This window comes from Paenibacillus sp. 1182, from assembly GCF_017833915.1.
In the GTDB taxonomy this organism is placed as follows: Bacteria; Bacillota; Bacilli; order Paenibacillales; family Paenibacillaceae; genus Paenibacillus; species Paenibacillus polymyxa_D.
Genome location: NZ_JAFICR010000015.1, coordinates 115,201 through 135,106, shown reverse-complemented (window position 1 = coordinate 135,106; position 19,906 = coordinate 115,201). Strand labels below are relative to the sequence as shown.

The 19,906-nt window shown below is 45.1% G+C and carries 16 protein-coding genes; 8 read left to right on the top strand and 8 right to left on the bottom strand.

The features are described 5' to 3' along the window. Positions 1–281: 281 nt before the first annotated feature. Positions 282–1,370 carry an HD-GYP domain-containing protein gene (locus tag JOD82_RS24710; protein ID WP_209950132.1) on the bottom strand — a complete coding sequence of 363 codons (1,089 nt, stop codon included), beginning with the start codon at positions 1,368–1,370 and terminating at the stop codon, positions 282–284. A 212-nt stretch (positions 1,371–1,582) separates the two neighbouring features. Beyond that, positions 1,583–4,147: a DNA gyrase subunit A gene (gene gyrA / locus JOD82_RS24705; protein WP_029518981.1), complete on the bottom strand. Its 2,565-nt coding sequence runs from the start codon at positions 4,145–4,147 to the stop codon at positions 1,583–1,585. 466 nt (positions 4,148–4,613) lie between these two features. On the opposite strand from gyrA, the gene JOD82_RS24700 reads away from it, so the two are divergent. After that, positions 4,614–5,441 (top strand): YheC/YheD family protein, encoded by an 828-nt coding sequence (locus JOD82_RS24700; RefSeq protein ID WP_029518980.1) that lies wholly within the window; start codon positions 4,614–4,616, stop codon positions 5,439–5,441. 141 nt (positions 5,442–5,582) lie between these two features. Here JOD82_RS24700 and gyrB read toward each other — a convergent pair whose 3' ends face one another. From gyrB to dnaA, 6 genes are all read right to left on the bottom strand, one after another. After that, positions 5,583–7,493, bottom strand: a complete 1,911-nt coding sequence (gene gyrB / locus JOD82_RS24695; RefSeq protein WP_013308100.1) for a DNA topoisomerase (ATP-hydrolyzing) subunit B — start codon at positions 7,491–7,493, stop codon at positions 5,583–5,585. A 30-nt stretch (positions 7,494–7,523) separates the two neighbouring features. Continuing rightward, a complete protein-coding gene (remB, locus tag JOD82_RS24690) occupies positions 7,524–7,775 on the bottom strand; it encodes an extracellular matrix regulator RemB (RefSeq protein WP_007433255.1) in 252 nt (83 codons plus the stop codon). Positions 7,776–7,791: 16 nt separating this feature from the next. Continuing rightward, the gene (gene recF / locus JOD82_RS24685) at positions 7,792–8,907 is read right to left on the bottom strand and encodes a DNA replication/repair protein RecF (RefSeq protein WP_013308098.1); all 1,116 of its coding nucleotides are present in this window, start codon (positions 8,905–8,907) and stop codon (positions 7,792–7,794) included. A 54-nt stretch (positions 8,908–8,961) separates the two neighbouring features. Then, positions 8,962–9,180: a S4 domain-containing protein YaaA gene (gene yaaA / locus JOD82_RS24680; protein WP_029518979.1), complete on the bottom strand. Its 219-nt coding sequence runs from the start codon at positions 9,178–9,180 to the stop codon at positions 8,962–8,964. A 47-nt stretch (positions 9,181–9,227) separates the two neighbouring features. After that, positions 9,228–10,370: a DNA polymerase III subunit beta gene (dnaN, locus tag JOD82_RS24675; RefSeq protein WP_029518977.1), complete on the bottom strand. Its 1,143-nt coding sequence runs from the start codon at positions 10,368–10,370 to the stop codon at positions 9,228–9,230. Between the two features lie 186 nt (positions 10,371–10,556). After that, entirely contained in the window at positions 10,557–11,903 is a 1,347-nt protein-coding gene (dnaA, locus tag JOD82_RS24670) for a chromosomal replication initiator protein DnaA (protein WP_029518975.1), read from the bottom strand. Between the two features lie 1,073 nt (positions 11,904–12,976). Between dnaA and rpmH the strand changes: the two genes are divergently transcribed. From rpmH to rsmG, 7 genes are all read left to right on the top strand, one after another. Next, positions 12,977–13,111, top strand: coding sequence for a 50S ribosomal protein L34 (gene rpmH / locus JOD82_RS24665; RefSeq protein WP_007433250.1), 135 nt, complete (start codon positions 12,977–12,979; stop codon positions 13,109–13,111). A 263-nt stretch (positions 13,112–13,374) separates the two neighbouring features. Then, entirely contained in the window at positions 13,375–13,725 is a 351-nt protein-coding gene (gene rnpA / locus JOD82_RS24660; RefSeq protein WP_029518974.1) for a ribonuclease P protein component, read from the top strand. 71 nt (positions 13,726–13,796) lie between these two features. Further along, positions 13,797–14,663, top strand: a complete 867-nt coding sequence (locus JOD82_RS24655; RefSeq protein ID WP_029518972.1) for a YidC/Oxa1 family membrane protein insertase — start codon at positions 13,797–13,799, stop codon at positions 14,661–14,663. Then, positions 14,660–15,421: an RNA-binding cell elongation regulator Jag/EloR gene (gene jag, locus JOD82_RS24650; protein WP_069012579.1), complete on the top strand. Its 762-nt coding sequence runs from the start codon at positions 14,660–14,662 to the stop codon at positions 15,419–15,421. The genes JOD82_RS24655 and jag overlap by 4 nt, the downstream gene beginning before the upstream one ends. A 128-nt stretch (positions 15,422–15,549) precedes the next feature. After that, positions 15,550–16,926 carry a tRNA uridine-5-carboxymethylaminomethyl(34) synthesis GTPase MnmE gene (gene mnmE, locus JOD82_RS24645; protein ID WP_069012578.1) on the top strand — a complete coding sequence of 459 codons (1,377 nt, stop codon included), beginning with the start codon at positions 15,550–15,552 and terminating at the stop codon, positions 16,924–16,926. Between the two features lie 97 nt (positions 16,927–17,023). Next, positions 17,024–18,913: a tRNA uridine-5-carboxymethylaminomethyl(34) synthesis enzyme MnmG gene (mnmG, locus tag JOD82_RS24640; protein WP_069012577.1), complete on the top strand. Its 1,890-nt coding sequence runs from the start codon at positions 17,024–17,026 to the stop codon at positions 18,911–18,913. Next, a complete protein-coding gene (gene rsmG, locus JOD82_RS24635; protein ID WP_029518967.1) occupies positions 18,913–19,635 on the top strand; it encodes a 16S rRNA (guanine(527)-N(7))-methyltransferase RsmG in 723 nt (240 codons plus the stop codon). Before mnmG ends, rsmG begins: the two co-directional genes overlap by 1 nt. Positions 19,636–19,906: the final 271 nt, after the last annotated feature.

Sequence of the window (19,906 nt, the reverse complement as noted above, 5' to 3'; positions counted from 1 at the left end):
TCATTTTGAAACTGACGAGATAAAATATCTCTTGTTTGATTTTGCGAACAAAATCGTTTTACTCACTCGTTGTTCAGTTTTCAAAGATCAAACATCCATTGTCCACCTCGGCGTTTTGTTCAACCCCTCAGCAACTTTTATAGTGTATCATATTCCCTAGAGTTATGTCAACACTTTTTTTTCAAAAGTGTTTTTCGCTCTTCTTGATAACACTTGAAGCGACAAGAAATAATATATCATACTTTTCTTACAGTATGCAACTCTTTTTTCAAAATACTTAGTTAAGTAACAATACACTCAATATAAAGCTCTCTTTGCAGCATTAAGTTAATAATTTCCCCATCTACTTGAATCAACGGACGAGTCGGATGATCTCGATCAGCAAATATAATTTCCCCTGTACGGTTATCATTGAGGCGCACCTTGGTTCCATTATTGAATTGGGTTAACTTATGAATAAAAACTTGTACAACACTTGGGTCCAGCTTTCCAAATGATTCTGACTTGATTTGCTCTAGAACCAGATACGGTGATTGGGCAGGCCGGTATGTTTTCTCTAGAGTCATGGCATGGAATACATCAGCCACTCCAACGATTTTAGCGTAGATGTGGATTTGTTCACCTTTAAGACGCAGTGGATATCCAGTACCGTCCACTTTCTCATGATGCTGAAGAGCTGCCAAACGCACACCTTCGTTAATAGCTTTCACATTTTTAAGCAACTGGTATCCTAGTGATGTATGACTACGTATTTCTTCTTGCTCTACCCACGTTAGTTTGGAGGGCTTGTACAGAATGGCCGGGTCCATTTTGGCGTTCCCTATGTCATGAAGCAATCCAGCAAAAGCCACCTGCATCCAATCCTTTTGAGGTAATCCGATCCATTGTGCAATGGAGTAGGAAGTAAGGGAGGTTAGCACGGCGTTGTGAAAAATATAGTCCACTTCGATCATGGCGGGCGGAGTATAGGTCATTACATTATAGCGCTGAATGTGCACCAGTAAGGACTCCAATTGTCCTCGCAGTTCATATATAGATAAATTAGAGACGAGTACCGATTGAAATGCGTTCTTAACGAGCATCACCATTTTGTCATACTCATCCTGAAATTGTTCAGATTCATCTCGTCCATCTAACGAAGGTCCTTGCGATTCAGATATTCCAGATCGAACAGTCGTAGACTCGCTACTGGATTTTGTAAGATCATCCGTCCCTACCTCAACTTGCTGAATCAGGAACGCCTGTAAAATCTCCAAGTCACGTGGTAGCAGAATGCGCCCTTTCGGTAGCAGCAAGCTGCCCATTTCTGTAAATACATCGCTTTGCAATCTAAGTCCTGCTTTTAATTCGGATACGGGTACAGTTGTCATGGTCAACCTCTCTGTTCTCACAACAGCTGCTCCAGCTGCCAGTTATGATGTCATTATATTACTTGGGAATGATCCTGTACATTCATTTTATGCCATTTAAAGCATACTTGTCTGAATTCGTTAGCCAGAAAAAGAAAGACTCCCCGACCAAATAGTCAGAGAGTCTCTTCCATCTAAAATTTAGTAACTACTGTTGTTCCATATTCAGGCTCTTATTCGCCCTCAGAAGATTCTGGGTCGTTACCTTCCGTATCTTCTGTATTCGTTTCGAGAGTTGGTTCAACAGATGATAGAGATGAGCCCTCTCCAGCTTCCCCACCCTCTAATAATTCTTCAAGCAGTTCATCCTGCTCCTCATTCTTGTTCGCTCGACAAACCGTTGCAACCGAATCATCATCGCGAATATTAATCAATCTTACCCCTTGTGTATTCCGACCCATCGTGGAGATTTCCCCCATGCTGGTCCTAATCAAGGTGCCACTAGCTGTAATAATCATCAGATCCTCTTCGGTTTTTACAACCTTGAGACCGACAACTGGACCATTTTTTTCCGTAACATTAATCGTCTTGATCCCCTTACCTCCACGGCTTTGGATACGATAATCCATAACAGGGGTACGCTTGCCATAACCTTTGGCCGTTACAATCAGGATATCCAGGCTGGTATCCACGATGTCCATACCAATTACAGCATCACTCTCATCAAGGTTGATCCCTTTAACCCCTGTAGCGCTACGGCCCATAGACCGTACATCACTTTCAGGGAAACGGATAGACATGCCTTGTGCTGTACCAATAATCATTTCCTGCTGTCCGTCCGTCAGCTTCACTTCGATCAGGGCGTCATCTTCACGCAAGTTAATGGCAATCAAGCCACCTTTGCGGATATTTGCATAGTCGTCAAGCGGTGTCTTCTTAATAATCCCATGCTGAGTCGCAAAGAAAAGATAGCTATCCTCCACAAATTCCTCGATTGGAATTACCGCATTGATCGACTCACCCTGTTCAATCTGAATCAGGTTAATAATCGGTGTTCCCCGGGCTGTCCGGCTTAGATCAGGAATCTCATAGGCCTTAATTCGATATACCTTACCCTTGTCGGTAAAGAATAACAAATGATGATGTGAATTCGTAATGAACAGATGCTCTACGAAATCCTCATCTTTGGTATCCATACCCACTACACCACGACCACCGCGTTTTTGACTGCGATAGGTGGTAACAGGAAGGCGTTTGATATATCCCGTATGGGTTACAGTAATAATAACATCTTCACGCGGAATGAGATCCTCATCCAGAATACTCTCTTCACCCACTGTAATTTCAGTGCGACGTTCATCAGCGAAACGCCCTTTAAGTTCATTCAGCTCTTCGCTAATGATGTTGAGTACCAGATGCTCGTTCGCCAAAATCTCACGGTATTCCGCAATCTTTTGTATTAGCTCGTTATATTCGTTCTCAATCTTCTCACGTTCCAAACCGGTTAAACGTTGCAGACGCATATCGAGAATAGCCTGAGACTGCTCAAGAGTGAGCGAGAAACGCTCAATCAGTCCTTCACGAGCTGCTTCTGCAGTTTGGGAAGAACGAATCAAGGCAATAACTTCGTCCAGATGGTCAAGAGCAATGCGCAAGCCTTCCAGAATGTGTGCTCTAGCTTCGGCCTTTTTCAGATCAAATTCTGTCCGGCGACGAATAACTTCGACCTGATGTTTGAGATAATGATACAAGACATCCTTCAGGTTTAGAATCTTCGGTTCGTTGTTTACAATGGCAAGCATATTAATACCGAAATTCGACTGCATAGCTGTATGTTTAAACAAATTATTCAGAACGACATTCGGGTTCACGTCTCTACGCAACTCAATAACGACACGCATACCCGTACGGTCCGATTCATCACGCAGATCCGTAATGCCTTCAATACGTTTGTCACGTACTAATTCGGCAATTTTCTCAACCAGACGAGCCTTATTCACTTGGTAAGGCAGCTCATGCACGATAATCCGTGCTTTATTGCCGATCTCTTCTATGGTGGTCTTTGCACGCATGGTCACAGATCCGCGGCCCGTCTGGTACGCCTGACGGATACCAGAGCGTCCTAAAATATAACCTGCTGTCGGGAAATCCGGTCCTTGAATATAATCCATAAGTTCCATCGGCGTAATGTCAGGGTTTTCGATCAGTGCTTGTACACCATCGATAACCTCTCCCAAGTTATGCGGAGGAATATTGGTAGCCATCCCGACTGCAATCCCGCCGACCCCATTCACCAGCAAGTTAGGATAACGTGCTGGTAATACGACAGGCTCGCTCTCTTCACCATCGTAGTTCGGCATAAAATCAACGGTCTCTTTGTTCAAATCACGTAGCATTTCCATGGCAATCTTGGACAACCGTGCTTCGGTGTAACGCATCGCAGCGGCCATATCTCCATCCACGGAGCCAAAGTTACCGTGTCCATCCACCAACATGTAACGCAAGGAAAAATCCTGCGCCATCCGCACCATCGTATCATATACAGCCGTATCACCATGAGGGTGATATTTACCGATAACTTCGCCGACGATTCTTGCCGATTTTTTGTAAGGCTTATCTGGCGACATGCCTAGCTCGGACATCGCATACAAAATACGACGGTGTACCGGCTTCAGTCCATCCCGCACATCAGGCAAGGCACGGCTAACAATAATACTCATGGCATAATCCATAAAGGATTCGCGCATTTCCACTCCGATATCCCTATTGATGATTTGCGAGTTATTTTGATCCGCCATGCTGGTCCTCCTTCTTATCCTTCAATACAATGCTCTCTATGTGAAAAGCCTAACAAGATACTGCCTATACACTCCGCTCTCTGCGCAGGATTTTGGCTGAAATCCTCATCTGTATAATTATATTACTTTCACAAAAAGAGCACAATTAAACGCATCTGTCCTCTTTACAGCGTAAATCCCTCGTCATTCTCTTTCTGCCTGTAGCAGATCGCTATTCTCTTGTACAACTCACAAGCCCTGATTATAACAAATTCCCCAGAGCTGGGGATTAGCCCCCACCATAAGGGCCTTTTCCACATACAATACGTATACGGTCAGGGTTCAATTAGCAAAATTCCGAAAAACGCCGTATTTCTCTATTATATCATTGTTTTACGCGCTTGTCCTTTAGTTTCCCTTGTTTTGTTAAAGTGTTGCGGATTCCAAGTACATGACTCATATTTCGAAAAGAAAGGGATGAGATTACTTGTCTATTCAACGAGTATCCAGTAAGTGGACCAAAACAAATGCCATTCTCCCCAATCCGACATTGGCTGCTTATGTACCGGAAACACGGTTGTACACATTTGATCACTTAAACGAAATGTTGGCCGTGTATGGTACTGTCTATATTAAGCCGGATAACGGTACTTATGGAAAAGGGGTTATGCGGGCAGAGAGGCTGACAGAGCCGCTCCCGCCGACAGAAGAAGGAATCATCGAAGAGAGAACTTGGTATGTGCTTCGCTATGAAGTAGACATTTTCACCTTCGAAAGTCTAGAAGATCTGCATAGAGTGGTTTCTTCCCGCATACGAAAACGTCCATATCTGATCCAACGTGGAATTCCACTTCTTCAGCATGAAGAACGCCCCTTCGATCTGAGGGTATTAACCCAGATGAACTTGAGACACCAATGGGAAACAACACTTATTGTAGGACGCGTAGCTGCTCCTGACAAAGTCGTCACCAATCATCACAGCGGTGGGACAACACGCTTTTTCAATGAGCTGGTCGCTCCATATATGGATGTAAAGGAAGCTGTACGACTGGAGCAAAAATTATCGAAAATGGGCGAACGGGTAGCCTGGCAGTTGCAAAAAAAATACCCACGTTTAAGAGAAATTGGATTAGATGTGGGACTGGATCAGCAAAATTATCCGTGGATTCTTGAGGTTAATACGAGACCAGCAATCAAGGTATTCTCTTCCCTTCCAAACAAAAGCCTCTATCATAAAATATTCAGATATGCAGTAGGCTACGGCCGATACTCTCCATCGACAGGTAAACCCGTACGCTCTAAGAAAAAAGCCTAAAACAATGAGATTAGATATTCAAATACACCCGGGCTGGTTAATGACAAGAAAAGGGACGCCCATTTGGGCGCCCCTCGTGAACTCTTACAAAATACTACCTAATGAGCATGTAATACAGCCACTAGGAAGGAACGTTACACATTAGAAATCAAGATTTTTCACGTACTTCGCATGCTCTTGGATAAAGTCACGACGAGGTTCTACATTATCACCCATCAAGGTATTGAACAGTGTATCAGCCAGCATCGCGTCACTGACAGTTACCTGAAGCATAGTACGACTCTCAGGGTCCATCGTAGTTTCCCAAAGTTGGGTCGCATTCATCTCACCCAAACCTTTATAGCGCTGTACATTGTACTTCGCGTTTTCTCCAAATTCCCTGATGATCTCATCACGTTCCGCCTCGGAGTTCGCATAACGTACAACTTTGTTACGCTCTACTTTGAATAGTGGTGGTTGAGCAATATAAATATAGCCTGCATCAATGATTTTACGCATGTACCGATAGAAGAACGTCAGTAACAACGTACGAATATGGGCGCCGTCGACATCCGCATCTGTCATGATGATGACCTTGTGATAACGGGCTTTGGCGATGTCAAAGTCGTCTCCGATCCCTGTACCCATTGCTGTTACCATCGACCGGATTTCATCACTGGACAAAATACGGTCCAAGCGTGCCTTTTCAACATTCAGGATTTTACCGCGAATCGGCAAAATAGCTTGAAAGTGACGATCACGCCCCTGCTTGGCTGATCCCCCTGCGGAGTCACCTTCGACAATGTACAGTTCACTAATCGAAGCATCCTTAGAGGAGCAATCTGCCAACTTGCCTGGGAGCGAACTGATTTCCAGCGCACTTTTGCGACGTGTAAGCTCACGCGCTTTACGCGCTGCTTCCCGGGCACGTGCTGCTTGTAATGATTTATCTACCACGCGGCGGGAAACAGACGGATTTTCCTCTAGGAACTCCTGGAGTTTCTCTGCGAATAAGGATTCGACAATCCCTCGCACCTCACTGTTACCCAGCTTTGTCTTGGTCTGACCCTCAAACTGTGGTTCTGGAATTTTGACGGAGATAATTGCCGTCAATCCTTCACGCACATCGTCACCGGTCAAGTTGGCATTGTTGTCTTTAATCAAGCCATTTTTACGTGCATAATCGTTTATAATCCGGGTTAATGCACTCTTGAAACCTGATTCGTGAGTTCCGCCCTCATGGGTGTTGATGTTGTTGGCAAAAGAATAAATATTTTCGGTATAGCTGTCGTTATATTGCAATGCAACTTCGACTTGAATCATATCCCGCGAGCCTTCGACATAAATCGGCTGTTCATGTAGCGCTTCTCTTTTTTGATTCAAGAATTGCACATATTCACTGATTCCGCCCTCGTAATGGAATGTATCGCTAGCTCCCGTCCGTTCGTCAGTCAAGCTGATTGCAATGCCTTTATTCAGGAAAGCCAACTCACGAATCCGCGTTTGGAGCGTATCATAATCATATACGGTCGTTTCTGTAAAGATTTGATCGTCCGGATAGAAGGTCGTTTGGGTACCCGTCTCGTCTGTATCACCGATGACTCTGACATCATACTGCGGAGCACCACGGTGATATTCCTGCTCATACAGATGTCCGTCTCGTTTAACATGAACAATCATTTTGCTGGAGAGAGCGTTCACTACCGATACCCCAACCCCGTGCAGACCACCGGATACCTTGTACCCTCCGCCTCCGAATTTACCGCCTGCGTGAAGCACAGTCATAACGACTTCCAGCGCAGATTTTTTCATTTTGGCGTGTTCGCTTACTGGAATACCACGTCCATTATCTGTAACGGTAACACTGTTATCTTCGTGAACCACAACTTGAATGCTGTCACAATAACCCGCCAGCGCTTCGTCAATGCTGTTGTCCACAACTTCCCAGACCAGATGATGGAGACCTTTGGCGCTTGTGGAGCCAATATACATCCCGGGACGTTTCCGAACCGCCTCCAGGCCCTCAAGGACCTGAATCTCGCCCGCATCATAAGACGGTTGATTCATAGACATGCCTTTCACCTACTTCTATAGATTCTATGGTTAAGCATTGGCAACAAACTGGTTTGCCCGCTTTTTGAGTGTTGTTGAGGAGATGGGGGAATAATACACCGTATTCTGAGTAACTACGATGGACTTGGCTTCCTCTTCGCCAATCATCTCGACATGCTTTTGCTGTTGGGCATGGTTCACGTATTGCTTGGAGATTTTAGAGGATTTTTCAATCGAGATATCGAAAATAGCCACAAGCTCTGACGAGCGGATGATTTTTTCTCCACCCAGATGAATATACATAGCGGTCACTCACTCCTTAGTGTTCCACATGCCCGTCGTGGACGTGATAAATATTGGCATCCTTGAGTCGTTCTGCGTTCAAAGTCTCAACCCCGGTTGCCGTGATAAAGGTCTGTACTTTGCTTTGGAAGGTCTCGATCAGCTGGGTTTGACGATAGGGATCCAGCTCGGACAAAACATCATCCAGCAGCAAGACAGGATATTCACCAATTTCCTCATGAATTAACTCAATTTCGGCCAACTTCAAGGACAGGGCCGTCGTCCGCTGCTGCCCCTGAGAGCCATACGTATGCACTTCTCTGCCGTTAATGGCAAAGGCTAAATCATCACGATGGGGTCCCGCCAAAGTCATGCCACGGCGGATTTCCTGTTCCCTCATTTGGGATAACTTTATCATAAATCGCTCCAATAAGACAGCTTCATCTTCTTCCTCTGGCTCACTGAAGGAGGGAACATAGGTTAATTTTAACTCTTCCGTCCCACCTGCGATCCCTTCATGAATAGCTTGAGCCCACTTTTGTAGCTTTGTTATAAATTGTTTCCGCTTTTTAACAATTTTAACACCATGCTCAACAAGTTGCTCATTCCATACCTCCAGCATCAGCTGCACTGACGCCATATCCTTACCCCAAGCTTGCTTGAGCAGGTTATTTCGCTGAACCAATACTTTCTGGTATTGCTGCAAATGATACAGATAGCCTGGCGCAACCTGGCCGATTTCCATGTCAAGAAACCGGCGGCGAACCCCCGGTGTTCCTTTCACAATTTCCAGATCCTCAGGTGCAAACATGACCACATTTAACGAACCGATAAAATCGCTCAATTTACGCTGCTCCAGTCCGTTGATCTTTGCTTTTTTGCCTTGTGTGGATAACGCGAGATCCAGTCTGATTTTCCCGTATTTTTTATCCACATCTGCGGCTAGGTGAGTGGAAGTAGCCCCGAAAGAGATTAACTCCTTGTCGCGGGACGTTCGATGACTTTTGGTTAAAGCTAGTACAAAAATCGCCTCTACCAGATTCGTTTTGCCCTGCGCATTTTGTCCGATCAGCAAATTAACGGGACCAAATTCATTCAGTTCCAGCTGCTCATAGTTCCGGTACTGCTGCAAAACAATGTTGTTCACAAACACATAGGGTCCCCCTTGTTACTCCGTACCTAAAAGGAGTCCTTGCCACCCAGGCGATCATGCTCCTGCTGTAACCTCGAAACTTCCGTTGTCCTCTACTTCTACGGTATCACCTGGGTACAGTTTTCTTCCACGACGTTCTTCCGGTTCACCATTCACACGGACTTGTCCCTCTTGCAGCAGGGCTTTAGCCATGCCTCCTGTGGATACACAATCGGCTAATTTTAAAAATTGATCGAGCTTGATGTATTCGGTCTGTATAGATATTGGTTTCAAGGCTTGTTCATCCTTTCGGTTGTCCTCAGGTGGGTTAACGCTAGACATCAGTTGGTTGTGCGATATGGCAGGATGATATATAGCGCATTGCTGGAATCTGCCGGTTTTAAAATAATGGGACTCATAATGCCGGTAAAAGCAATCGTCAGCTGCTCGCTGTCAATCACCTTCAGCACGTCAAGCATGTATTTGGAGTTGAACGAAATTTTGAGCGGCTCCCCCTCAAATTTGGACACCGTTACTTCCTCACGCACTTTGCCAAGCTCAGAGGAACTAGAGGAAATTTCCAAACCGCCATTTTCCAGCGACTGCATTTTTACGATATTCGTTTTTTCCTCACGGGACAGCAAATAAGCACGGTCAATTGACTCACTTAAACTTTTTGTATCCACAATCAGTTCTGTTTTGTAGGAGGTCGGAATAATTCTAGAAGTATCAGGATAGGTGCCGTCCAAGATGCGGGAATAAAATAGCACCCGATCTACTTTGAATAATACCTGATTGTCCGCTACTACGATATCCACAAGCATATTTTGGTCTGGAATAATTCTGCTCAGCTCATTCAGCGTTTTGCCCGCAATGACAACATTGCTAAAGCGCAAGCCTTCAGACGTCTCCAAATGAGCGCTGCGGGTGGCAAGGCGGTGGCGGTCCGTTGCCACAAACTTCAGTTCCCCCTCAGCCAGATTCCACAACACGCCGGTTAAAATCGGTGTCGTTTCGTGGGTGGAAATGGAGAACACCGTCTGTTTAATCATATTTTTAAGTAAATCTCCTGGCACAGAGATGACTTGATTTTCTTCAATGTTGGGAAGCACCGGGAATTCTTCAGGATCTAAGCCAACAATCTGAATTTCAGTTGCACCGGACGAGATAAAGGTTTGGAATTGGTCTTTTACCTCCATACGAATCTCCTGCGAAGGCAACTTTTTGATAATTTCGACAAAGAATTTGGCAGGCAGCACCACACTACCGGGTTGTTCAACCTGAACGACAGTTTGGTCACCATCCTCCATCGGAATAAAGGATTGAATCGAGATGTCTGTATCGCTGGCGGTCAGCGTTACTCCCTGGTGATTCACATCCAGCTTAATACCACTCAGAATTGGAATCGTAGTTCGACTTGATATCGCTTTGGATACATGTTGTATAGCCTCGTTCAAAACGTTTTTCAGAATGCTGATCTTCATAAGTTCCTCCTACGGGTTTTAATCCTTCAAGCACGCGTTGACGCGGGCCTTATTTAGGTGATGTATATCTTTAAAATATATTAGTAATAGTAATAGGCGCACTGAATATGTGGATAAGTCACTGTAACCCTAATAAAATCAAGCCTATCCACATGTGTATAAATTGTGTATAGGCTCTGAACTTGTTCAGGTTGGATTTTTGATTTTTTCTATTAGGTTGTTGATAACTTTAAACAGATCCTGATCCACTTGAATGGATTTGGAGATTTTTTCGTGCGCATGAATGACAGTCGTATGATCACGCCCACCGAAAGCTTCACCGATTTTTGGCAAAGAATAATCGGTTAACTCACGAGACAGGTACATGGCAATCTGTCGTGGAAAAGCTACAGCCTTCGTCCGTTTACGCGCTTTAAAATCCTCCAGCCGTAAATTGTAAAATTCCCCGACTTGGTGCTGTATATCCTGGATCGTGATCATTTTTGGTCGACTGGACGGGATAATATCCTTCAGCGCCTCAGCCGCGAGATGACTTGATACATCCTGATTGGTTAAGGAGGAATAAGCGACAACGCGAATAAGCGCCCCTTCTAGCTCACGGATGTTTGTATCGATTTGATTAGCGATATACATCATGGCTTCATTGGGAATATCCAAGTTTTCTGCCCGCGCCTTTTTACGAAGAATAGCAATTCTCGTTTCCAGATCCGGCGGTTGGATATCCGTTATGAGTCCCCACTCGAAGCGAGAGCGTAGCCGTTCTTCCAGCGTTGGAATCTCTTTAGGTGGCCGATCGCTTGAGATTATAATCTGCTTGCGTTCCTCATGAAGCGCGTTGAACGTGTGGAAAAATTCCTCCTGCGTCGATTCCTTACCCGCAATGAATTGAATATCGTCAATGAGCAGAATATCAATGTTGCGATATTTATTCCGAAAACTTTCCCCGCGGTTGTCCCGGATAGCATTAATGAATTCATTCGTAAACTTCTCCGACGATAAATAAACGACCTTGCTGGCCGGATTGTGCTCCAAAATATAGTGTCCGATAGCGTGCATCAGATGCGTTTTTCCCAGCCCTACACCACCGTATAAAAACAGCGGATTGTAAGCTTTGGCCGGCGCCTCGGCGACGGCCAGCGATGCCGCATGGGCAAAACGGTTCCCCGATCCGATGACGAATGTATCGAATGTATATTTGGGATTCAGCATATGGGACACAGCTTCTTCATGAACGACCGGCTGCTGCTGAGGTTGTTGCTGAAGGTCGACCTCGGCGGGCTTGTTCTCTTCAATAACGAACTTGACCTCTAGCTGTTTGCCCAAAATCTCATAAACCGTTGCTCCGACTAGCTTGGTATAGCGGCTTTCAAGCCATTCCACGGCAAAAGTTGTCGGTGCAGAAATCACAATGGAGTGGTCATTTAGTTTCGCTGCCTTGGTAGCCTTAAACCAAGTGTCGTAACTCGGCTTACTCAGCTTGGTTTGTATGATGGATAGAATTTGCTGCCATAGTTCAGAGGTATGGCTGTCCACAGACGTCACTCCTTTTAAATCCTGACATTTTACCGAATTAAGCTGCAGAGAGCTGCTCTCGGCGCTTCGGCAAAACGCCTAAAATCACAAAAATGTTGTTGAAGGCCATAAAAAGACATACCGCCGCCTAAAACATGCGGCAGTGTGGTGAGAGAACGCAGCACAAAATGACCCTGAAAAATAGCTAATGGAAATTCCGCTGCTGACCAGCAGAAGAAAGGCGATATTTCTCAGGAGGGAATGTGCGGCACGATCCGTTCTCTTGATCCCGCAGGCCAAAACGGGACTGCAATATGTCGAAATCAAATGAAAAATGTAGAATATATCCCCAGAATCCCGAATCCGCACAAAAATAAAAAGATGGATAAATTGAACTTGTTCACAACTTTATCCACAGGGTGTTGATAATATGGAGGGTAAAACAACATATTCACATTCAAAAGTAATATCATCATAGCAAAAGAAGCCTTGTATTTCAATGACTCGTGGTTATTTATCCACAAATTCAATCTGTTGTGTACAATTTTTATTCACAACACAAGATATTGTTTATAATTTGTTCAGTTTTCGACAATAACTCTTTTTCGCTCTAAAATGTTATGCACAGGTTATGACCATTTAAATCACAATTCAGTTCTTTTTGTGAATCTGTGTATAATTGCCGTTGCCTTTTGGTCACAGAGGCTTATTTTTCTGTTGAAAATTTCCGGTAACGTTTCCGACAATATTTTTGAACGAACCTGATAACGTCGATCTGAAAATAGGATGGATTCAAGTTACAGAATGAATAAATGTAAAAAGGACAGTTTTGGAGGAGTGAAAACTACAAATAGAATGCTGATAATGGAGGAAAGACGAAAGGAATTTTATGAAATAAGGGAATAAAAGAGTGAAGTGAGTCAGCGGGGTAAAGAGGAGGAGGCTTCCTGAAGGGGAAAAAGAGGAAGAGGGTTTATAAGTACATTGACTTTGACCGCTATTTGTGGTTAAATGTACAAAGGTGTTTTTTGTGGAGATTGCTATGTTAGGTATATTCCATATAAAACGTATTCCTTGTAAGGAGGTGCAGCACAATGAGACCGACTTTCAGACCGAATGTCAGCAAACGTAAAAAAGTTCACGGCTTCCGTAAAAGAATGAGCACGAAGAATGGCCGTAAAGTTTTGGCAGCTCGTCGCCAAAAAGGTAGAAAAGTATTGAGTGCGTAATGCGTGCATAAAGACCACTACGGTGGTCTTTTTTTTCATAATTGAGGTATTCAGGGATGCGATCCCTTCTTCTTTTGTTGTAAAAATGTAGTGAAAGAAGAGGGAGAAGCCCAGCATCCTGTCCTATATTAGATGAAGCTTTTGAAAACGGATATAAAATAAGCGAGATTACCATGTTGGAATGTTGTCCATACTTCTTACTATATAAAAGGTAAAGGTTAGCTTACCGACATGTGTAAAAGAGATGAGCAAGGAGAAGCGCCGTGCAAAAAAAATTGCGTCTACGAAACCGGGCGGACTTTGGGCGCGTATACCGCCATGGCAAATCTTTTGCCAACCATCAGTTTGTGGTGTACTGGTTCCGCCGCAGAGAGGTAGAGCAGTTCCGCGTCGGAATTTCGGCCAGCAAGAAGATCGGCAATGCAGTAGTTCGCAACCGGATGCGCAGAATCGTTAAGGAAATTGTGCGCCATCATGAGCATGAATTGGTGGAGCAGATTGATCTGATTTTTATCGTTCGTAAGGGTGCAGTTACTAAGTCGTATCAAGAGCTGGAGAAAAGCGTGCTGCACGTTCTACGCAAAGCCTCGCTGCTCAAGTCTTCACGCCGATAGTCAGTATCTTTGTCCTACAGGATATGGTATGATTTACGTTGGAATGGATTGGTTAAGAAAGGGGTTATGAAGTGTCGCGTTTGAAGACTCAACGGGGAAAATGGTTCCTCCTGATTGCCTTATTGGCACTTGTTGCTGTGCTGTCCGGATGTGCCCAGACGGCCCACAATTCTTACACGACGGCAGACTTGGCCAATGGATCAGTTTGGCAAAGATATGTCGTTTACTGGTTTTCGTATGCGCTAGATACATTTGCCCAATGGTTCTCTGGAGAGTATGGCCTGGCCGTACTGGTTCTGGTGATTATCGTGCGAACCATTATTTTGCCGCTTACACTCAAGCAAGTACGTAGTTCCAAAGCTATGCAGGCCATTCAGCCGCAATTAAAAGAAATTCAAGCGAAGTACAAGGATACGCCTGAGAAAGTCCAGCAAGAGACGATGAAGTTGTTCCAGGAAAACAAGGTCAACCCGATGGCTGGATGTCTTCCTTTGGTAGTACAGATGCCCATTTTCATCGCGCTTTATAATGCCATTTATTATAACTCGGCATTGCGGGATCATGACTTCTTGTGGCTCCAGTTAGGTAAACCGGATCACTTGTTTATCTTGCCGATTTTGGCGGCGATTACGACATTTGTCCAAACTTGGATGATGATGAAAATGAATCCGACGCCGCAGCAAGGACCGATGCAATTTTTGCTGTACGTCTATCCGGTGCTGATTCTGTTCATGTCGTACAACTTCCCATCCGCTTTGCCGTTATACTGGTTCTACAGTAATATTTACACGATCATTCAAAACTATTTCCTTTATCGGAATAAGGATAAAGAAGCAGCACTGGCAAATGTGAAAACAGCCAGTCTCGCGAAAACGGGTTCCTCCAATAGTAAGAAAAAAGGCGGCAAAAACACGAAGGGGGCTAAAAAGTCGAGATGACCAAAGTCGTGACATCAGGAAAAACCGTTGAAGATGCTGTAAGACAAGGACTCTCCCAACTGGGAGTAAGCCGTGAACGGGTAACCGTAAGCGTGTTGGAACAGCCGTCAAAAGGATTCCTGGGGTGGCTCGGGGTCAAGAAGGCGAAGGTGGAGCTTACGCTGCTCTCTGAGCCGTCTCCTGAAACCACACACGCGGCTGAATTTCATGTATCGGCTCAAGCACCTTCTAGCGTGGGACAGGCTTTATCAGAAGAAACTGGGCCTGTTGCACAGGAAGCACAGATGAACACAGAAGCACCTTCGGGACATGTAGATCCTTATGAAGAGGCGGTGCGTTTCATCCGTGAAACAGCAGCAGGAATGGGATTGGACGTTAAAGTTGATGTCCGCCACCGCAAGGATGAAAGTACACTGGATATCTCCGGTCCGTCGCTCGGTATGTTGATCGGCCGCAGAGGACAGACATTGGATGCATTGCAGTACCTGACGAATATCGTTGCCAACCGTCATTCTGACAAATTCATCCGAATTGTGCTGGATGCCGAGCAATTTCGTGCACGTCGGCAAAAAACGCTGGAGGATTTGGCAGATCGGTTGGCGAACCAGGCTATTCGTTATGGCAAGGAAGTGGTGCTGGAGCCAATGCCGTCACAGGAGCGGAAGCTGATTCACGCCAAGCTCCAACAGCATGCGCTGGTTAGAACATACAGCAAGGGGGACGAGCCCAATCGGCGCGTCGTCATTGCTAAAAAATAATCCGACGCAATGGCTCTCTGCAAGATGCAGAAGCCATTGTTTTTTTTCTTATATTTCTCGCTGAAACGGCTGCCGTCCTTGATGAAGGACGGCAATGTCGTTTCTACTTGATAGGAGGTAGAAACTTTATGCTGAGCGATACTATAGCTGCCATTGCAACGGCTGTCGGCGAGGGCGGTATTGCGGTTGTACGGGTCAGCGGGCCAGATGCGGTCACGGAAGTGGAGGCTTTGTTTCGTAGTAAAACGCCTCTAAGCAAAGCTCAAACTCACACGGTACATTATGGACATATTATAGATCCCCAAATCCAGGAAAAGGTGGAGGAAGTTTTAGTTACAGTAATGCGGGCGCCACGCTCTTTTACGACAGAAGATGTCGTAGAAATCAGCACTCATGGCGGGGTCGTAGCCGTCAAACGGGTGATGGATTTACTATTGCTGCAAAATATACGTCTGGCTGAGCCAGGGGAATTTACGAAACGTGCTTTTCTGAATGGTCGTATTGACCTAAGTCAGGCGGAGGGTGTCATTGACTTAATTCGCTCCAAATCAGATAAAGCTTTTTCGGTGGCTTTGAAGCAGGTAGATGGACAGCTGTCCCAGAATATTCGTCGCTTGCGTCATGTTTTGGTGGAGACACTTGCTCATATTGAAGTGAACATTGATTATCCTGAGCATGATGTTGAATCTTTTACATCTGATTTAATCAAGGATAAAAGCAGTCAGGTCATGATGGAAATTGATCGGCTGCTGCATATGGCGGAGCAGGGAAAGATTTTGCGTGAAGGGTTGACCACAGCGATTGTTGGAAGACCAAATGTGGGGAAATCATCACTGCTGAACACATTGGCTCAGGGCGAGCGGGCCATTGTGACCGATATTCCGGGCACAACCCGTGACGTTATTGAGGAATATGTGACGATTAATAATATTCCACTCAAGTTGCTGGATACAGCTGGGATTCGTGAAACGATGGATGTTGTGGAACGGATTGGAGTAGAACGTTCGAGAACGGCGGTTAGTGAAGCAGATCTGCTACTCATCGTCATTAACGCCAACGAACCACTGCATGAGGATGAAATGGCATTAATGGAACAAATCCGCGGTAGACAAGCGATTGTCATTATGAATAAAATGGACTTACCGGCCCAAATAGACCGGGATTTGTTGCTGCGTTATGTTCCTGAAGAGCTTATCGTACCAATGTCTGTGAAGGAAAATGAGGGAGCGGACCGACTGGAGCAGGCTATATCCAAGTTATTCTTTAGCGGCAAGCTGGAATCAGCGGATATGACATATGTCAGCAACGTACGGCATATTGCTTTGTTGAAGAAGGCGCGCCAATCGCTGGTAGATGCCTATGAAGCTGCTGATCAATTTGTTCCGATCGACATGATCCAGATTGATGTAAGGCTGGCATGGGAGCATTTGGGTGAGATTGTAGGCGATACTGCGCATGATGCGCTAATAGACCAAATATTTTCACAATTTTGTCTAGGCAAATAGAACATTTAAGCATGGCTGATATAAGCCTGCTATCGTTATAGATATACAAGAGCATATTCGGCGTGAAGACCGAAATGTATAAGGAGGTAAGAAAGGTATGGGTTACCAAGGAGGCGACTATGACGTGATTGTCGTAGGCGCGGGCCATGCAGGTGTAGAATCGGCCTTGGCAGCAGCACGGATGGGCTGTCGCACGTTGATGATCACAATTAACCTGGATATGGTCGCGTTCATGCCCTGCAACCCGTCTATTGGCGGTCCTGCAAAAGGACATGTGGTGCGAGAAATTGATGCACTAGGCGGCGAAATGGGTCGGAATATAGACAAGACATTTATCCAAATGAGAATGTTAAATACTGGTAAAGGTCCGGCGGTTCATGCATTGCGTGCACAAGCAGACAAGTTCTCTTATCAGCATGCGATGAAGGAAACGATGGAAAAGGAACCGAATTTGACCTTACGCCAAGGTATGGTTGAAGAACTGATTATGGAAGATGGTCATTGCGTAGGTGTAATCACGAAGACGGGCACAGAGTATCGAAGTAAAGCAGTTGTCCTGACCACAGGCACTTATCTGCGCGGGAAAATCATTATGGGCGAGCTAATGTATGAGAGTGGTCCGAACAATCAACAGCCTTCGTTGAGATTGTCTGAGCATTTGAGAGAGCTGGGTTTTGATCTGGTTCGATTTAAGACAGGAACGCCACCACGTGTGCATAAGGACACGATTGATTTTAGCAAAACGGAAATACAACCGGGTGATGATCAACCGAAGTTCTTTTCCTATGAAACGAAGTCTTCGGATAATGAACAGCTTCCTTGCTGGCTGACATATACTTCAGTAGAAACACATCAGATTATTAATGATAATTTGCACCGTGCGCCTATGTTCTCTGGTCTGATTGAAGGAACGGGACCACGATATTGCCCATCTATTGAAGATAAAGTGGTACGCTTCAGTGATAAGCCTAAGCACCAAATCTTTTTGGAGCCTGAAGGTAAAAACACATCTGAATACTATGTTCAGGGCTTGTCGACCAGCTTGCCAGAGGATGTACAATTAGCTGTACTGCGTTCGATTCCGGGGATGGAAAAGGTAGAGATGATGCGTAACGGCTATGCTATTGAATATGATGCAATGGTACCTACGCAGTTATGGCCTACTTTGGAAACGAAGAAAGTCCCAGGCTTGTTCACAGCAGGTCAGATTAACGGTACTTCCGGTTACGAAGAAGCTGCGGGTCAAGGAATTATGGCAGGGATTAACGCAGCTCGTAAGGTGCAGGGCAAAGAGCCTGTCGTATTGGACCGTTCGCAAGGCTACATCGGGGTCCTGATTGACGATCTGGTGACGAAGGGGACGAATGAGCCATATCGCTTGCTGACGTCACGTGCAGAATATCGTCTGTTGTTGCGTCATGATAACGCTGATCTGCGATTGACTCCGATTGGGCATGATATTGGCCTAATTACGGATGAACGATACGAGCGCTTTTTGGATAAAAAGCAAAAGGTAGATCAAGAGATTGAACGCTTGCGCTTGGCGAAGGTTCGTCCAGTTGATATCAATGAGATGCTGGAGCAAGGCGGATCTGCACCGATACAGGATGGCAGTAATTTGTTAACGGTGCTACGTCGACCAGAGATCAGTTATGCGCAAGTAGCACAAATCTCACCTTCACCTATAGCTCTTACGGAGGAAGAACAGGAGCAGGTGGAAATCCAAATTAAGTATGCGGGCTACATTGAAAAGCAATTGATGCATGTGGAGCGTCTGCAAAAGATGGAGAAGAAGAAGCTTCCAGAGGATATTGTATACAATGAAGTTCAAGGACTGGCCATTGAAGCCAAGCAGAAACTTGAAATGATCCGTCCGATGTCGATTGGTCAGGCATCCCGTATTTCGGGTGTAACCCCTGCGGATATTTCCATTTTGCTGGTTTATCTGGAGCATTATAACCGCGTAACAGCAGCAAGGGGATCATAATGGACGCGATACAACAGCAATTTAAGCAGCGGCTGGCAGAGCATAGTATTGTGATTAATGACAGTCAGTTAGAGCAGTTTGAAGCATATTACCGTGTGCTGGTTGAGTGGAATGAAAAAATGAATCTGACGGGTATTACTGAGCGCGATGCAGTGTACACCAAGCATTTTTATGATTCTCTTTCCCTGGCTTTTTATGTTCCGTTAAAAGATGTGGAAAGCCTGGCCGATATTGGGTCAGGTGCAGGTTTTCCAGGTATTCCTTTGAAAATATGCTTTCCGCAGATTCAGTTGACTATTGTAGATTCGTTGAACAAACGTATACAGTTCTTGGCCCATGTAGTAGAGCAGTTGGGCTTGGAAAATGTTGAACTGGTTCACAGCAGGGCAGAGGAATTGGGGCGTAAACCAGGATACCGCGATAGCTATGATCTAGTGACAGCCAGAGCGGTTGCTCGTCTCGCCGTATTGAATGAATTTTGTTTGCCGTTTGTCCGTGAAGGAGGGCACTTTGCGGCGATGAAGGGCAATGATCCTACCGAGGAAATCAAGGAAGCTTCTTACAGTTTGAAAGAGCTAAAGGGAAAAATCAAACATGTTCAGGCCTTCCAGTTACCTGTTGAAGATGCAGCCAGACATATGATTATTATTGAGAAAAGAGCGGCGACACCACGGAAATATCCGCGTAAGCCGGGTACTCCTTTGAAGGCGCCGTTAGTGTAAATGTTTGAAAGAAAGTGAATGTTTCACGTGAAACATTCACTTTTTTTATGGCTGATAGACTCTTTACATAAAAGCCTCTTTGTTAACATGTGTTCTTGTTTACATTTGGGGAGGAAGATGAATAGATAGTTATCATAGAGGATGCATAATTTATTCTCTGATCCTTCCGAAAAGCTGGTAGAGACGATAGGATTATGGCTGGAAAAGTGATAGAATAGAGATAATCGTTTTAATGTAAGTTGACTGCTCCTGTACCCATGAATTCAGATAT

What these genes read in the sequence shown, in the direction of transcription:
- dnaN (WP_029518977.1), bottom strand. Translation starts at nt 10,370, where the DNA reads ATGAAGATCAGCATTCTGAAAAACGTTTTGAACGAGGCTATACAACAT.
- gyrB (WP_013308100.1), bottom strand. Translation starts at nt 7,493, where the DNA reads ATGTCTATGAATCAACCGTCTTATGATGCGGGCGAGATTCAGGTCCTT.
- JOD82_RS24710 (WP_209950132.1), bottom strand. Translation starts at nt 1,370, where the DNA reads ATGACAACTGTACCCGTATCCGAATTAAAAGCAGGACTTAGATTGCAA.
- rsmG (WP_029518967.1), top strand. Translation starts at nt 18,913, where the DNA reads ATGGACGCGATACAACAGCAATTTAAGCAGCGGCTGGCAGAGCATAGT.
- mnmE (WP_069012578.1), top strand. Translation starts at nt 15,550, where the DNA reads ATGCTGAGCGATACTATAGCTGCCATTGCAACGGCTGTCGGCGAGGGC.
- gyrA (WP_029518981.1), bottom strand. Translation starts at nt 4,147, where the DNA reads ATGGCGGATCAAAATAACTCGCAAATCATCAATAGGGATATCGGAGTG.
- remB (WP_007433255.1), bottom strand. Translation starts at nt 7,775, where the DNA reads ATGTATATTCATCTGGGTGGAGAAAAAATCATCCGCTCGTCAGAGCTT.
- mnmG (WP_069012577.1), top strand. Translation starts at nt 17,024, where the DNA reads ATGGGTTACCAAGGAGGCGACTATGACGTGATTGTCGTAGGCGCGGGC.
- rpmH (WP_007433250.1), top strand. Translation starts at nt 12,977, where the DNA reads ATGAGACCGACTTTCAGACCGAATGTCAGCAAACGTAAAAAAGTTCAC.
- jag (WP_069012579.1), top strand. Translation starts at nt 14,660, where the DNA reads ATGACCAAAGTCGTGACATCAGGAAAAACCGTTGAAGATGCTGTAAGA.